The 15,801-nt window shown below is 66.9% G+C and carries 14 protein-coding genes; 4 read left to right on the forward strand and 10 right to left on the reverse strand.

Annotated features, from left to right (window positions below; all coding sequences use genetic code 11):
* Positions 1-346 precede the first annotated feature (346 nt).
* Complete coding sequence (locus DL519_RS14805) at positions 347-586, reverse strand: hypothetical protein (protein WP_223838993.1); 240 nt, start codon at positions 584-586, stop codon at positions 347-349.
* A gap of 499 nt (positions 587-1,085) precedes the next feature.
* Here DL519_RS14805 and DL519_RS14810 point away from each other — a divergent pair, with 499 nt between their 5' ends.
* Positions 1,086-1,724 carry an IS607 family transposase gene (locus DL519_RS14810; protein WP_190815591.1) on the forward strand — a complete coding sequence of 213 codons (639 nt, stop codon included), beginning with the start codon at positions 1,086-1,088 and terminating at the stop codon, positions 1,722-1,724.
* A gap of 1,012 nt (positions 1,725-2,736) precedes the next feature.
* Here DL519_RS14810 and DL519_RS14815 read toward each other — a convergent pair.
* From DL519_RS14815 to DL519_RS14840, 6 genes are read right to left on the reverse strand one after another with little or no spacing between them, the layout of a single operon-like run.
* Positions 2,737-3,642, reverse strand: coding sequence for an alpha/beta hydrolase (locus DL519_RS14815; protein WP_190815593.1), 906 nt, complete (start codon positions 3,640-3,642; stop codon positions 2,737-2,739).
* Entirely contained in the window at positions 3,639-4,463 is an 825-nt protein-coding gene (locus tag DL519_RS14820; protein ID WP_190815595.1) for a carbohydrate ABC transporter permease, read from the reverse strand. The genes DL519_RS14815 and DL519_RS14820 overlap by 4 nt, the downstream gene beginning before the upstream one ends.
* Positions 4,453-5,385, reverse strand: coding sequence for a carbohydrate ABC transporter permease (locus DL519_RS14825; RefSeq protein WP_190815597.1), 933 nt, complete (start codon positions 5,383-5,385; stop codon positions 4,453-4,455). Before DL519_RS14825 ends, DL519_RS14820 begins: the two co-directional genes overlap by 11 nt.
* Positions 5,382-6,617 carry an ABC transporter substrate-binding protein gene (locus DL519_RS14830; protein WP_190815599.1) on the reverse strand — a complete coding sequence of 412 codons (1,236 nt, stop codon included), beginning with the start codon at positions 6,615-6,617 and terminating at the stop codon, positions 5,382-5,384. Before DL519_RS14830 ends, DL519_RS14825 begins: the two co-directional genes overlap by 4 nt.
* 15 nt (positions 6,618-6,632) lie before the next feature.
* Entirely contained in the window at positions 6,633-8,237 is a 1,605-nt protein-coding gene (locus DL519_RS14835) for an FAD-dependent oxidoreductase (protein ID WP_190815600.1), read from the reverse strand.
* Positions 8,238-8,250: 13 nt separating this feature from the next.
* On the reverse strand, positions 8,251-9,252 hold the full coding sequence (locus tag DL519_RS14840; protein ID WP_223838995.1) for a LacI family DNA-binding transcriptional regulator: 1,002 nt from the start codon (positions 9,250-9,252) through the stop codon (positions 8,251-8,253).
* A 145-nt stretch (positions 9,253-9,397) separates the two neighbouring features.
* Here DL519_RS14840 and DL519_RS14845 point away from each other — a divergent pair, with 145 nt between their 5' ends.
* Complete coding sequence (locus DL519_RS14845) at positions 9,398-11,182, forward strand: hypothetical protein (RefSeq protein WP_190815602.1); 1,785 nt, start codon at positions 9,398-9,400, stop codon at positions 11,180-11,182.
* Here DL519_RS14845 and DL519_RS48660 read toward each other — a convergent pair.
* Both DL519_RS48660 and DL519_RS14850 read right to left on the reverse strand, forming a co-directional pair.
* Positions 11,172-11,306, reverse strand: a complete 135-nt coding sequence (locus DL519_RS48660; protein WP_263399643.1) for a hypothetical protein — start codon at positions 11,304-11,306, stop codon at positions 11,172-11,174. The two genes, DL519_RS14845 and DL519_RS48660, sit on opposite strands and share 11 nt — an antisense overlap.
* 439 nt (positions 11,307-11,745) lie before the next feature.
* Positions 11,746-12,210: a helix-turn-helix domain-containing protein gene (locus tag DL519_RS14850; protein ID WP_190815604.1), complete on the reverse strand. Its 465-nt coding sequence runs from the start codon at positions 12,208-12,210 to the stop codon at positions 11,746-11,748.
* A gap of 133 nt (positions 12,211-12,343) precedes the next feature.
* Between DL519_RS14850 and DL519_RS14855 the strand changes: the two genes are divergently transcribed.
* Entirely contained in the window at positions 12,344-12,532 is a 189-nt protein-coding gene (locus tag DL519_RS14855; protein WP_190815606.1) for a hypothetical protein, read from the forward strand.
* A 231-nt stretch (positions 12,533-12,763) separates the two neighbouring features.
* Complete coding sequence (recD2, locus tag DL519_RS14860) at positions 12,764-15,010, forward strand: SF1B family DNA helicase RecD2 (RefSeq protein WP_223838996.1); 2,247 nt, start codon at positions 12,764-12,766, stop codon at positions 15,008-15,010.
* Between the two features lie 187 nt (positions 15,011-15,197).
* Here the strand turns inward: recD2 and DL519_RS14865 are convergent, their stop codons facing one another.
* A complete protein-coding gene (locus tag DL519_RS14865; RefSeq protein ID WP_223838999.1) occupies positions 15,198-15,776 on the reverse strand; it encodes a DUF4232 domain-containing protein in 579 nt (192 codons plus the stop codon).
* Positions 15,777-15,801: the final 25 nt, after the last annotated feature.

Consider the following 15,801-nt stretch of genomic DNA (forward strand, 5'->3'; position numbering starts at 1 on the left):
AACCGAATCGTGCTCGCAGTACGGGCATGACCGGCTCACCGCCTGAAGGCGGGCGATTCTTCGTCCCTTATCTCCGGGCGTGGTGGGGATTCCTGGCTCAGGCAGCCTCCCGAGGCAGCGCCTCGGGAGGTCTTCCGCCCTCAACAACAACCGGGTACAACCCAGACCGGACCAGCTTCCGGTTGCCGGCAGCCCCGGGCACGGATTGCCCTTGGCAAGCCGGACCGGCTGATCTCAGGGCAGCACCGCGCGCTGTGCTCCACACGGGATTCCTTCACCAACCCTGGAAACCGCAACGAAACGGGGGCGCGTCCACAACGGACTCGCCCCCGCACCACGCACCGGATCAGTATCTCGGCTGCACCCACAGCTGGTACCGGCCGTGGTTGTGCAAGTCCTGGCAGTACCAGCCGACCCAGCGGTGCTGCTTTAAGCCCGCGTTGCCCGCCTTGGTGCAGGAGTAGTGAGACGAGTAGACCCCGCCCGGGACGAACGTGGCTGCGGACGCCGCACCCTGGGTGGCGGCGATACCACCGGCGAGCCCCAGCGTTAGCAGGGCGGCCGCAGCCAGCTTTCGCATCGTCATAATCGCGCTCCATTCGCATCGAGACAGAGGCGACGCCGAAAAACGGAGAGATTCGACGCCGTGCCGAAAACCTATGCAGCGACATCAGTCGTGACCAGGGTCATCCGAGGCGATAGGGCAGGCGCGGCCGTGAATGTTGCCTAAAGGTGCAAGCCGACTTCCTGAGTGTGGGCATGCCATTACAGCCCGCACACGTTGAATGCGCGGCCGCTATCACGGCGCGATCCGCTACGAACGGGGTGTGGAGCACCTCTACTGGGATCTCGGGTCTTGCGCGGGCGGCACCTCACTCTTCCTCGCGCGAGCCGGGGCGGTCCCACATCCCACGAGCCTCCGGGCAGGGCCTCCATGACTGCCCAGGACATCCGAGATTGCACGCAGCTCGGGAAACGACGACGTGACGTCCCTGCCCGAGCGGCTGACGCCTTCACCAGCGGGTTGGGCGCTGTTTCCTAGCTAGGTTATCGGTCGTTGTTGGTCGTTCCGGTATGTTTCGGGCATGACTGATCGTTTGGTGTCGGCCACGATAGCGGCCCGGATGTTGGGGGTTTCGACGCGAACGTTGCGTCGCTATACCCAGCAGGGAGTGCTGCCGGATCGTCGTTCTGCTGGTGGTCGCCGGGTGTTCTCGGTGGCGGAGTTGGAGGATGTCCGCCGCAGGCGTGGATCGGTACCGCCTGTTGAGGGCGTGGTGTTGTATGCGCGGGTGTCCTCGCAGCGCCAGCGCCGCGAGGGTGATCTTGACCGGCAGATCACGCGATTGCGGCACGCTACCGAGGGCCGTGTTGTGGTGGGGGAATTCTGGGACGTGGCGTCTGGACTCTCGGATGGTCGTCGTGGTTTTCGGCGTGCTCTTGATGCCTGCCGGCGTCCCGAGGTGGCGACGTTGGTGGTGGAACACGAGGAGCGTTTAGCCCGGTTCGGTATCGGGGTGATCAGGGATGTGTTGTTGCCCGCGTTCGGCGTTGATCTGGAGGTGACCGGTACGGATGAGGAGTGGGATTCGTCGGCGGAGTTGGAGTCGGAGTTGGTGCGGGACATGGTGGCGGTGGTGACGTCGTTTTCGGGCCGGTTGTATGGGCCGCGGTCAGCGAAGCAACGCCGAGTGATCCACTGCGTGAAACAGGCGGTAGAGTAGGCCATTGCTGGACACGCGGTGGGAGGTGCGGTGAGGGGTGAGGTGGTGGCACGACGAAAGCTTCGGCTGATCGCTGCGCCGTTCACCGTGGCCGCGCCATCCGGAGCGCGTATCCGCGATCGTCTGCGGGTGTCGGCTGTTGATGAGAAGGTGCTGATCCTGGTGGGACAGCATCTTGGTTCTCTCGCCCGATCCGACCTGGCTGAACGGGTCTGTATCGGCGATGCGGCGGCGAAGCACACCCAACGAGCACGACGCAAGAGGAATCTCACCGCCCGGTGTTCGTCACGGTGGGCTGGTGCGATCACCCGGGCATCCGAGGACCAGTACCGGTTATCCCTGCGGTGCCTGGGCGCTCCAGAAAACCGGTCTCACCAGGGCAATCCGCGCTGTCGAACAACGTCTGGCCGCGCCATGGCGGGAAGCGGCGGGGGCGTGTTCGCGGCTATGCGGATCGCGACGAGCGTGTCGGTAAGCAGCGTCGCGTTCAGGTCCTCTAGGCCCGGCTTGCCCGCGTCGGGCAGCGCATCAGCGAACGCAGGTGACCGCCGTGAGTGCTTTTGGGTGCTATGGCACCCTAAAACACTCACGGGTGTTCTTCCGCCACGCGAAGGTGGCCATCGGCAGACGTGCCCACCAGCATCGGTTGCGGCGTCGGCCAGGTGTGACCCGGACACGACCAGAGGATCGTGGCGGGAGAGCTACCGGCCAGACCGCACCCGCGCTGACGGGCACCCGGGCAACACCAGCACCAAGGACAGCGGGCACACCACACCGTGGTGACAAGACCATGCTGGGCCGAGGTGACCAACTCGTGTTGTTCCCAGATCTCCACGACTGTTCGGGAGATCACCGGATCAGTCCGGCTCCGGATGACGTGACCAATAATGGCCACTCACCCTAGGAACGGTTCAAGCGCGAGTACGTCGTCCGCGGGCCAGTAACGGCGGGCGACGCCGCAGCGACCGCCACCTCATCTCCGAATGGGCGCCTGCGAGCCATGCCGAAACGTTTAGCTGTGAGCCTCCATCACGCGGCGCAGCCAGTCGATGCGGGCGGCTCGTGCCCGCCGCGACAACGCCGCGTCGGGCACGAGCTGGTCGAATCCGTGGCACCCGCCGGGCCAGACGTGCAGTTCTGCGTCTCCGCCGGCGCGCCACAGCCGCAGGGCGTAGTCGACGGCCTCGTCGCGGAACAGGTCGGCCGAGCCGATGTCGACGTAGGTAGGTGGCAGCCTGGCGAGGTCGGTGGCACGTGCCGGTGCGGCGTACGGTGAGACGTCGGGACCGCCCCGCGCATCGCTGAGCAAGGCCTCCCAGCCGGTGATCGTCGACGCGCGCACCCACGTGTTCCCGTCGAGGTACTCGTGGCTGGACGGGGTGTCACACCGGTCGTCGAGCATCGGGCACATCAGCAGCTGGCCGCGGATCGGCGGACCGCCGAGGTCGCGGGCCATCAGCGTCACCGCCGCCGCCAGCCCGCCGCCCGCCGATGTACCCGCGACGACAGGCGGGCCGAACCCGTTGCGGGACATCCACTCCAGCACCCGGAAGCAGTCCTGCGACGGCGCCGGGTGCGGGTGCTCGGGTGCGAGCCGGTACTCCGGCGACACCAGCACGACACCCAGCTCCGACACCCACTCGGCCAGCACGTGCAGGTCGGTGCGCCGGGTGCCCGCGACCATCCCGCCGCCGTGCAGGTGCAGCACCGGAAGACGTGGCACACCCGCTGGGAGCAGCACGAGCACCGGCACGCCATCGGCATCGGCCTCGGCGAACGTCACGGTGCCACCGCGCGTCAGCTCGGCATCGGTGACGACGCGTCCTGCCGCCCGGACCGCGTCGATTCCCGCTGGCGTCACCGGTGGTCTGGCGAGATCTACCAGCGCGGCGATCTCCGGGTCGATCGCGGGACTCACCCCTTCACCCCGGTGTGCGCGAGTCCCTCGATGAACTGCCGCTGCGCCAGCACGAACACGACGAGAATCGGCACCGCAGTCATGGTCGCGGCGGCGAGCTGCACGTTCCACATCGGACCGCGGTAGATGTCGACGAACTGCGTGAGCGCTTGCGGCAGCGTGTACATGTCCGGTGTGGACAGGTAGACGATCGGCTCCAGGTAGAGGTTCCACGAGTGCAGGAACGTGAAGATCGCGACGGCGCCCAGCGCGGGCCGGGACAGCGGCAGCGCCACCCGGTAGAAGATGCCCGCTCGTCCGAGGCCGTCCATCCGCGCGGCCTCCTCCAGCTCCGACGGCAGCGCGATGAAGAACTGGCGCATGATGAAGATCGCCAGCACACAGGGCGCCCCGAAGATCGGCACGATGATCAGCGGCCAGTGCGTGTTGGTCAGGCCGAGCGACTGGAACATCTGGAACAGCGGCACGATGGTGACCTCGCTCGGGATGAGCAGGCCGATCAGCACGACCACGAACAGCACGTTCTGGCCGGGGAACCGGATGCGCGCGAACGCGTACCCGGCCATCGCCGCCACCGCCATCGTGCCCACCGTGACGATCACCGCGATGTAGAGGCTGTTCCAGTACTGCTGCCCGAACGGCTGCATCTCGAACACCTGCCGGTACGTGGCGAACGTCCACTCCGACGGCAGCAGCGAGGTGGAGAAGATCTCGCTGATCGGCTTCATCGACGAAGTGATCATCCACCAGGTTGGGAAGACGAACGGCACGCACAGCAGGCACAGCAGCCCGTACAGCGCGATCTTGACCCTAGGTCTCATGCAGCACCCACTTCCGGCGCATCCGCCACTGCAGCAGGGTGAGTGCGGCGACGATGACGAACAGCAGCACCGAGATCGTCGCGCCGTAGCCGAAGTGGTGGAACTGGAACGCCTGCTGGTACAGGTAATAGATCAGCACGGTCGTGGACGTGCCCGGACCGCCCTGCGTGAGCACCGCGATCTGCGCGAACACCTGCAGCGAGCCGACGATGGTGATGATCGACGTGAGCAGGATCGTCGGGCTGATCAACGGCACGGTGATGCGGCGGAACCGGGTCCAGGCACCCGCGCCGTCGATCTTCGCCGCCTCGTACAACGGCTGCGGCACGCCTTGCAGCGCCGCGAGGAACAGCACCATGTTCAGGCCGACGTTCTTGATCACCTGCACGACGATCACCGAGACCATCGCGGTCGACTCACCGCGCAGCCAGTTCGGCCCGTCGGCGCCGAAGAACCCGAGCAGGCTGTTCACGCTGCCCTCCGGCTGCAGCATCAGCTGCCACACCAGCGTCCACGCCACCAGCGACACGAGGACGGGAGAGAAGAACAACGTGCGGAAGACCGTGGTGCCGCGCAGCTTCTGGTTGAGCAGCACGGCGAGCAGCAGCGCCAGTGACAGGTTGAGCACGACCAAGCCGGCGGCGAACCACGTGGTGGCCACCAGCGAGTCGCGCAGCTTCTCGTCGGCAAGCAGCTGTTGGTAGTTCTGCGCGCCGACGAAGTGGAACGTGCCGGCGAGCACGTTCCACTCGTTGAGGCTGTACCAGCCGACCAAGGCCAGCGGCACAAGCACGAACGCGATGCTGCCGAGCAGCGCAGGCGCGACGAACAGGTAGCCGACCAGGTTGTCGCGCCTGCGTTGCGTCCAAAACGACGCCCGCTCGCGAGCTACGGCCCGCGTGGAGTGTGCGACCGCCGTCACTTGTGTTCCAGCAGCGGCTTGATCTTGGTGCACACGTCGTTCAGCACGCTCTGCACGTTCGCGTCCGGCTTCCACAACGGGTCGAGCGCGGCGCGGATCGTCTGGTTCAGCTCCTCCTGACCCTGGTGGCTCGGCTTCACCACGCCCTTGTTGATGCCGTCGATGACGACGGACTGCAGTTGCTCGGCCTTGATCAACGGGTTGCTCTTGGCGAGCGTCTCCGCGTTGAGCAGCGACGACCGCGCCGGGGGGAAGAACTGCGCGAGCTTGGCGGAGTTCGCCTGGTTGGTGAGGAAGGCGAGGAAGTCCGTCGCGGCCTCGACGTTGGGCGACTGCTTCAACACACCGATCCCGGCCTGCCCGATCACCGCGTAGTCACCCTTCGGACCGGACGGCAGCGGCAGCAGCGTCCAGCCGAACTTCGCGTCCTTCAACGCACCGGCCCGGGAGATCTGGCCGATCGCCATCGCCGCGTCACCGGCGAAGAAGTCCACCGTCGTGCCGGGGCCCGGAATCGCCTTGTCGGTGAAGATGGCCTTGTGCAGGAACGACATCGCGTCGTTCATCTCGGTGCTGGAGAACCCGCACGAGCGACCGTCCGCACTCCACGCATCAGCTCCCCAACCGCGCCAGATCGCGGACAGCACCGCCCAGTTCTGGTACTTGAAGTCCGGCAGTGCCAGGCCGGCCTTGCCGGAGGCGGCCGCCGACGCAGAGGCCGCCGCGATCGCCTGGTCCCAGGTCCAGTCCGCCGAGGCGTTCTTCACCAGGTCGGTGTTGACGAACAACCCGAAGGGCGAGGTGGAGAACGGGTAGGCGTACAGTTCGCCGTCCTTCTCCCACAGCTTCGTCGCGGACGGCACGAGCTCGTCGGCCTTCTCGATCTTGCCGCGCACCGGGGCGAGCGCACCGGAGGCCACGAAGTCGGGTGCCGACTCCTCCAGGATCCAGGCCAGGTCCGGCGCGTTACCGCCGGCGATCTGGGTGGTGAGCGTCGTGGTGTACCCGTCGGCGGGCACTGAGTCGAACTTGATCTCGGTGACGTCCGGGTGCGAGGCCTTGTACTCGGCAGCGATGTCGTTGAGCAGCTTGAGATGCGCCGCGTTTGCAGTCCACACGGTCATGCGCAGCGACTTCGGTCCGGACTGTGCGGATGATCCGCCACCGCAGCCGGTGAGGGCGAACAGCCCTGCGACGATTAGTGCCGTGAGTCGTCGTGACAGCTTTGTCATTCTCGTCTCCCTGCGTCAGTAGCCGGACACGTCCGGCCAGCGGAGCTCGACCCCGTCGCGTTCCAGCGACCGCTGGAAGTCCGCGAGCAGGCCGGGGGTGTTGCGCACCACGCGAGGGGTGACTCGGTGCGCCAGGCAGAAGGCGGCGAGCGTGCCCGCGACCTCGCCGATGTTCCACTCGACCGGGTGCAGCCGGTGGGAACCGTTGGTGATGTGGGTGGTGCCGATATTCTTGCCCGCGGGTAGCAAATTCTCCACCCGTTGCGGGATCAGCGCGCCGAGTGGGATCTCGAACGGGCAGCTCGCGACGTCGATGTAGTTGTCGCCACCGGTGGAGGGGTGCAGGTCGATGCGGTACATGCCGACACCCACGGCGTCGGCGTGCTGCACCGCGCCCTTGTCGCCTCGCACGGCGAGCGAGAGGTCCTGTTCGACGATCGTGTGCTCGGCCCTGATGCGCCTGGACTCGCGGATGTACGGCGCCTGCGCGAGACCGTCCGCGCTGCCGGTGACGTCGCCGCGCAGGCGGAGGCCGGGGAAGCCGGTGCCGCCGTCCGGACGCGGTGCCTCGGTCTGCAGCCAGTAGAGCACCGAACGTGAGAGCTCCCGCGACGCGGCGATGTGCGCGTCGGCGTCCGGCACGTCGATCACCGGCGACTCGAAGTAGTCGATCATCGGCCAGTTCACCAGGCAGATGTCACTGTCGTAGGCACCCTCGACGAAGTTGCGACGCGCGGCGATGCGCCGGAACGTCCACAGGTTGCTGTCACCGGCGCTGAGCCGCTGGTCCGACACGACGGCGAGCGGGTCGTCGTCCGGGTTCGGGGTGAAGGTGCGTTCGGAGATGGCCAGCGTGCGCGGGTTGGGAGAGCGGAACGACAGCATCCGGTCGCCCCAGAAGTCCGGCTGGTACGCGCGCCAGAAGTCGTACCGCGCCGGTTTGTCGATGGTGTGGTCGCCGTCGACGTGGTCGACCGCGAAGCACACCGACACCGCCTGCATGTTCGCCGGCTGCGCGACTTCGGGTGCACTCGGCTCGCCGGTGTCCAGAGTGGACTCAAATCCGGTGACGTACTCCGTACTGGACAACGGAAGCAGCTCACCCGTCTCCGTTGCGTCCAGGATGTACGGTGCGGAGAGCTCGATCTGTTCACCGGTGTCGCGGTGCTGAACGGCCACCGCCACGATCCGGTCGCCGTCGATGCGTGCGGCCACCGGCCGGTACGGCTGCAGCACGGTCAGCCTGCCACTGCCGCGGAACGGCGCCAGCATCTCGTCGATCACCGCGACGGCGACGCGGGGCTCGTGGCAGAGCCTGCTCACGTTGCCCGCACCGGGGTTGAGCTCCCGCCACGCCCGTGTGCTCGGGGTCAGCGGGTAGTGGCGGCGGTAGTAGTCGCGGATGCCGTCGCGTAACGCCCGGTAGCTCGCGGTGACGCCGAAGCGCTCCACCCAGCTGTGCTCGTCGGGCGGCACGGCCTGGCTGGTCAGCTGGCCGCCGAGCCAGTCGTACTCCTCGGTGAGCACGACCCGGCGGCCCGCGCGCAGCAACGCAAGCGCGGCGGCGACACCGCCGAGTCCGCCGCCAACGACGACGACGTCCGTGGTGTGATCAAGCAACAGTTCCTCCTGGTCAAAGGCGTGGTGCGCCCAGCGTCGAGCCCTCAACGAACTCGCACGGGAGCAGTTCCTGCGGTGTGGTGCCGTGTTCGAGCACCTCGGTCAGCGCCTGCACCGCCCGGCACCCCATCTCGCGCCTGGGGATGCGGAAACCGGTGAGCGCCACGTCGTCCGGTGCCGCCCGGGTAGCGGCGCCGAGCGAGAGCACGGTGAGGTCGCCCGGCACGGAGAGCCCGCGCTCGCGTCCGGCGAGCACGAGCGCGGCCCCGTCCGACACCTCTTCGGTGAGCACGGCGGTGACGTCCGCTTCGCGCAGCTGGTCGAGCCGTGCGGTCTGCACATGCACCCCTTGGAGGCCATGTGCCGCAACGGCTTCGCGGAAGCCTTGCAGCCGATCCGCGGACGACTCCGCGCCCGCACCTGGCCCCACGTACGCGAACCCGCGGTGGCCGAGCGCGACCGCGCGGTCCACCAGGTCTCGCACCGCGGTGCGGTAGTCGGCGCCGACGTGCGGCACCGGGCCGCCCGCGTCGTCGCGTCGTCCGATGGAGACGTGCGGGATGCCCTCGGCGAGCAGCTGGGTCAGGTCGTCGCGGTCGACCGTGCGACCGAGCAGCAGACTGCCGTCGGCGAGCCGCACCCGGCTGTCGTCGCCGAAAATCCGCCGCCGCGCCCCGGCGGCCTTGGTGCTGGTGAACAGCAACAAGTCACAGCCGACCTCCTCGGCCTGTTCCTCGATGCCTTCGAGGAACGGCTGGTAGAAGTTCGCGTGGGTGCTCGGGAACACCGCCTCGTAGGTGAACACGCCGAGGATGCGGTTGTGCCGATCGTGCATCCTGCGGGCGATCGGGTTCGCGACGTAGCCGGTTTTCCGGATCACCTCCAGCACCTGCGCACGGGTCGCCGGCGCGATCCGGACGTTGCCGTCCTGCCGGTTATTGAGCACCAGCGACACCGTCGCCTGGCTGACTCCTGCCATCCTGGCGATGTCCTGCTGGGTGAGCCGTCGGGCCACGAACACCCCCACTTTGCCAATTCGAATTGGCAGGGATTCTGCGTCGTCCGCCCACGTGTCGTCAAGCCCCTAATAATTCGAATTATCATCTTGACGTGGGGCTGCGGAGCGAGTGAGGGTTTATCGGCCACAAGGAGGTAGACCCGTGACTACGTTCAGCCGTCGCAGCCTGATGACCGGCGTCACCGCTCTCGGACTGCTCGCCGCACTGCCGGCCCGCGCACTCGCACTGCCCGCGCCGCCGCCCACCACGCCGATCCGTCGCCTGTTCGCACCCGAGGAACAGCGCTTCGCGTCGTACCTCAGTGCGGTCTCGCCGATGGTCGCCGACATGGACTCGAGCGGCTTCTTCGCCGGAGGCTGGTGGCGCAGCCCGGCGGTGTCGTACAACGCCCGCGTCCAGGAGCACGTCTACACGCTCGCCTGGTTCGCCACCCAGTCCCGCACGTGGAACCCGTACCGAGGCGACGCGGCTCTGCTCGCCGCGCTCGACGCCGGGCTCGGGCACTACCTGAGGTTGCAGCACGCCGACGGCTCGTGGCCGGAGTACTCGCCGAACGAGCACTCGCTCCCTGCGACCGGCTTCGCGATGGGGTACCTGAGCAAGACCAACGCCTTGCTGCGCGAGTCGAACGTCCTGACGCAACGCCAGGCGGAGATCACTTCGGCGCTGCACAAAGCGATGACGTGGCTCCTCGACCCGGCAAACGGTGGCGTCTGGCAGCCCACTATCCACTACGCGAACCAGGTCACCGCCGGGCTCGCCGGTTCCGCACTCGCGCTGAACCAGGACCCCGACCCCGCGCTGCGGCTGCGGTTGACCGAGGCGTTCGCGCGCCTTGCCGCGAACGGGCAGAGTCCCGCGGGTTTCTTCTACGAGGAGACCGGCGCGGACACCAACTACAACTTCGAGGTGATGCTGCCGGAGATGGCAGACGCGTGGCGCCAGTCCAACGACGCCAACCTCGTCACGATGACGCGCAAGTACACCGAATGGCTCGGCTACAACCTGCTGCGCGAACCCGACGGCTCCGGCTGGTTCTCCAACGTCGCCCCGAACTCCCGCACCACGTCGCGGTTCTACGCCGACGTGCGGCCGGACCCGGAACGTACCGCGCTGAACAGCCAGTTCGTGCCAGTGGTGCCGAACTTGTCCGCGTTCCTGTCCAGCCGCGAAGACCTCGCCACCGCACGGGCGGCCTGGGCGGCGGACCCGGCACCGGTGCCCGCACTCGTCAAACAGGACACCTCACCGCGCATCCTCACCCACGCGATCTACGGCGAGCGCTATCCGACCCGTGCCCAGCGCACGGCCGCGATCGCGAAACTTCCATACCACCGGGCGAACTTCACCGAAATCCGCAGCGACCAGGGGCAAGACTTCCTGTTCCTGCGCAGGCCGCAGTTCTACCTCGGCGGCTACTTCGGCACGAGGCGCGCGACCTCGCGGGCCCGCACCGGTCTGACGTTCCTGTGGCACCCGGTGGCGGGCACGGTCGTCCAGTCGATTAACAACAACGACCACGCCTGTTGGGCGACGGTCTTCCCGGGCCAGGTGACGGACGCGAACGGACCGCAGCAGGCGGAGTTCCTGGGCGGCGATCCGTACCGGTTCCGCTACCGCACCGCGAGCGGCTCGGTCGTCACGGACGTGACCGTGCATTCCGACCGGATCACCAGGTCGGTGCGGGCGAACGCACCGGCAACCGAGCAGATCCCGTTGGTGGTGAGGGACTCCGACACCGTCGCACTCGACGCGCGAGGGCTGACGCTCACCCGCGGCCGGGTGGTGCTGCGATTCGACTGGGATCAGCCGCGGCAGCCCGAGATCAGGCCCGCCTCGATCACCTACCCCGGCCGCCAAATGCACATCCTCACCGTGCCGCACGACGGCACCTTCACCGTGACTATCTCAGTTCTTAGTTCATGATCAGGAACCCGCCGAGCCCGTGGAAGTCATTGTCCATTCGCGGGCGCTCCAGGTAGTACCGGGCATCGCCGACGCTCGCGCCAATCACGGCGTCGGCGATCCCTGGTCCGGCCGTCCGAGCCAATCGACACCTTCGCCAGCACGCCGCGGTAACCGCGCTGCGCCACCGGCCAGAACGCCGGGTTCACCGAAGGAACGTACCGTCCTTTGTACACTGTGCTGACCAGAGCAACACCGCCAGGGAGCACTACCGTGCCAAGGTAGCTCAACATATCGCTCTGGCCTGAGAAAATGGAGATCTCACAGGTCAGGCGGATTCTGTTGTGGACGGTTCAACGCATTTCGACCCAATTCAGTGCAGTTCGATCCCCCCATTTCGGCGATCTTCCCACGGGAATGCGGGCGGCCGTGCGTGCTCTCGCACGGACGGGTGTCCGTCGGGTCGTGAGTGGTGATGCCGGTTCTTACCGGTGTCGTGTCTCGGTAGATGTGTCAATCCCCGCTGCTCACCGCGGCCGGGTTCCACATAGAGCGGGTGCTGCAGATGCCCTCAGGCATCAGCCTCATCGAAGCGAAGCCCGTACCTTGACGCGTCGGCCAAGCCGCGCCAACAACTCACCGACCGTGCGGGAGCCCATCAAAGGCACAGTCGCGTGCAGACTTCGATAGCGCCGTCGAAGATCGAAGTAATGCGCGCAGGTCGCTTCGGACTCCAGTTCAACGTAGTCCTCGAAGATTGAGGGCATCGCATCGTTGTAGGAAGCCCACCACCCACGGCGCTTTGCGTCGCGGGCAGTCTTCACCAGCCATTCGGTGATCTTGTGGTCAGTTCCGTAGAGCTCGCAAAGCACCCGCACATCCGATACGGAGACCCCCATGTTCGCGGTCTCGACCTTGGAGACCGTCGAACGGGACCAGTCCAGCTCCTCCTTGACCTGCTCTGGGCTCACTCCTGCTTGGTCGCGGAGGCTGCGCAACGTGGCCGCAAGGCGTCGCTTGCGGACTGTTGGCTGTGCGCGCTTGGACATGCGCACACCGTATCCGATCACCCGAACCAGTCAGATTGGAAAATTTTCCGATCAGACAAGTTGATGATCGGCACCAAATCTGACGCTCTCAGTGGTGATCAAAGTTCACAGAGTAATCGACGCTGGGGCCCTGATGACTGACTACTTGACCTACGTCTGGCGCCCGGTCCCGGGAGGCCGCCACGCGTTTCCCATCGCAGCAACGAAAGTTCCGCACGAGGAGCGGGTGAAGGCGGCGGAGCTGCACGATCGGTCCGAAGTAGACTGGATTCGGGAGGACACCTGCATGCGCTGCTGGTACACCCTCACCACCAGCCTGTGATCACCCGAGGGCGGCGCAATTTCGCGAGAAATTGACCGTCACCCGGGTGAACGCCAATTTCTCGCGAAATTGACACCCCTCGCCCAACCGAAGGAGAACCACCGATGTCCTGGATCCAGCTCAGCACGTTCGTCCTGTTGAGCGGATCAGCGGAGCCCGAGGCGTCGGGAGGTACCGCTGCATGTGGTGACCGCCGGATTGCTTGACAGTCGTTCGTGATACGTGTTGTCGGTGGACAAGGGACGGGAGTCGGCCACGTGGGCCGCGGTGCTGGAGGGCACGCTGGAGCGGATCACGTTCGCCAACGAGGAGAGCGGCTACACCGTCGCGCGGATCGACACCGGCCGCGGCGGTGACCTGGTGACGGTCGTCGGCGCGCTGCTGGGCGCGCAGCCCGGCGAGGCGTTGCGCATGCGCGGCCGGTGGGGGTCGCACCCGCAGTACGGGCGGCAATTCCACGTCGACGACTACACAACCGTGCTGCCTGCGACCGTGCAAGGTATCCGCCGCTACCTGGGGTCGGGCCTGATCAAGGGCATCGGCCCAAAGCTTGCCGAGAAGATCGTCGACCACTTCGGCGTCGCCGCGCTCGACGTCATCGAGCAGGACCCCGCGCGGCTGATCGAGGTCCCCAAGCTCGGCCCGAAGCGGACGAAGCTGATCGCCGACGCGTGGGAGGAGCAGAAGGCGATCAAAGAGGTGATGATCTTCCTGCAAGGTGTCGGTGTCTCGACCTCGCTGGCGGTGAAGATCTACAAGCAGTACCACGACGACGCGATCCGGACCGTCAAGGAGGAGCCCTACCGGCTGGCCAACGACGTGTGGGGAATCGGTTTCAAGACCGCCGACACCATCGCCAAAGCGGTGGGAATCCCGCACGACTCCCCGCAGCGGGTCAAGGCGGGCCTTCAGTTCACGCTCTCGGAGTCCACCGGCGACGGCAACTGCTACCTGCCGGAGACCGATCTGATCGCCGAGGCGGTGAAGATCCTCACAGTCGACACCGGGCTGGTGATCGAATGCCTCGCCGAACTCGTTGCCGAGGAAGGTGTGGTCCGCGAGGAGATCCCCACCGATGACGACGAGGTGCCGACGGTCGCGATCTACCTCGTGCCCTTCCACCGCGCCGAAGTCGCCCTGGCCAACCAGCTGTCCCGGCTGCTGAGCACCAGCGCGGACCGGATGCCCGCCTTCGCCGGGCTCGACTGGCACAAGGCCCTCGACTGGTTACGCCGCACTACAGGCGCCGAACTCGCCGAGGCGCAGGAGCGCGCCGTCAAGCTGGCCCTGACCGAGAAGGTCGCCGTGCTCACCGGAGGCCCAGGCTGCGGCAAGAGCTTCACCGTGCGGTCGATCATCGCGCTAGCTCAGGCGAAACAGGCCAAGGTGATCCTCGCCGCGCCGACGGGACGAGCGGCGAAGCGGCTGACCGAGCTCACCGGACACGAGGCGGCAACCGTGCACCGGCTGCTCCAGCTCCAGCCGGGCGGGGACGCCGCCTACGACCGGGACAACCCGCTGGACGCCGACCTCGTCGTGGTCGACGAGGCCTCCATGCTCGACCTGCTGCTAGCCAACAAACTGGCCAAGGCGATCCCGCCCGGCGCGCACCTGCTGATGGTCGGCGACGTCGACCAGCTCCCGTCGGTCGGAGCCGGTGAGGTACTGCGCGATCTGCTCGTCCCTGGCACGCCGATTCCACACGTGCGGCTCAACGAGGTGTTCCGGCAGGCCGCCGAGTCCGGGGTGGTGACCAACGCGCACCGAATCAACGCCGGGGACTATCCGCTGACACACGGGCTGACCGACTTCTTCCTGTTCCACGTAGAGGAATCCGAACCGACCGCCGAGCTCACCGTCGACGTCGTCGCCCGCCGGATTCCGCGGAAGTTCCGGTTCAACCCGCGCACCGACGTGCAGGTGCTCGCCCCGATGCATCGAGGCCCCGCAGGTGCAGGCGCGCTGAACCAGCTGTTGCAGGAAGCGATCACCCCGGCCAGGGAGGGCCTGCCAGAGCGGCGGTTCGGCGGACGGATCTTCCGCGTCGGCGACAAGGTCACGCAGATCCGCAACAACTACGACAAGGGCACCACCGGCGTGTTCAACGGCACGCAGGGCGTCGTGACCGCGCTCGACAACGAAGCACAGACCCTGACCGTGCGAACCGACGAGGACGAGGACATCGACTACGACTTCACAGAACTCGACGAACTGGTGCACGCCTACGCGGTGACCATCCATCGTTCGCAGGGAAGCGAATACCCGTGCGTGGTGATCCCCTTGACCACAAGCGCCTGGATGATGCTGCAGCGCAACCTGCTCTACACGGCGGTCACCCGGGCCAAGAAGGTCGTGGTCCTCGTCGGTTCGAAAAAGGCCCTCGGGCAGGCGGTGCGCACCGTCGGCTCCGGCCGCCGCCACACCGCGCTGGACCACCGGCTCCGACAGGCCGGGACCGGTTCGAAGCCGGTGGAGTGACAACGACCGACATGACCGGACAGGTCGCGCTGGTCACCAGAAGCCCGGCAGGCCTCGATGAAGCCATCGGGCTCGCGCTGCCACAGGGAGTGCACAGTCGCCGTCGCCAGCTACCGTCACGACACCTGCGCGGACACGGCACGACCGATCGCACGGCGAGTTTGATTCTGCGGGACCCACATGGGTTTTAGTTCCGCAGTTCGTCTGCGGTAGGCACCAGCGAGCTGACTCGCAGGTACTTCGCGGCGAACTTCACCTCGTCGTCGCCGAGGACGTTGACCGGCTGGGCCTCGGACATGTCCGGCAGCGAGGACCGGAACCCGGTGAGGACATGAGCGTTCGGGTCGCCGCTGCCGGCCAGGATCATGCCGATGCCGGCGTATGCGCTCTGGCCGGGCTGGAGAGTGAATTCCTTGGCCGCGTCGGGAAGCCGCACGTCCTCGACGGGCAGGTCCTCGATCGGCGAGTTGCTCATGTCCACGCCCTTGAGGTTGGGCACGCCGCCGTTGATCGTGCAGGTCTTGTCCGACCGGTTCCCATACGCCACGATGAAACTGCCGGGCTCGCCTTCCACAGGTGTCGCGGTGGCGAGGAAATCGGCCTCCGAGCAATTCGACGTGCCGATGTCCCCGCCGCCCCCGCCCGAGGCCATACCGGCATTGCCCGCGTCACGCCCGGGCGCCGGCGAGGGCTGTAGTGCGGCGGCGGCTCCGCAGCCGGTGACCAGCAGTGCTCCACCCAGAATGCCGGTGATGGCTGTCGTCATACGGTGACGCTTGAGCATCGTGCTC

This window comes from Saccharopolyspora pogona, from assembly GCF_014697215.1.
In the GTDB taxonomy this organism is placed as follows: Bacteria; Actinomycetota; Actinomycetes; order Mycobacteriales; family Pseudonocardiaceae; genus Saccharopolyspora; species Saccharopolyspora hattusasensis.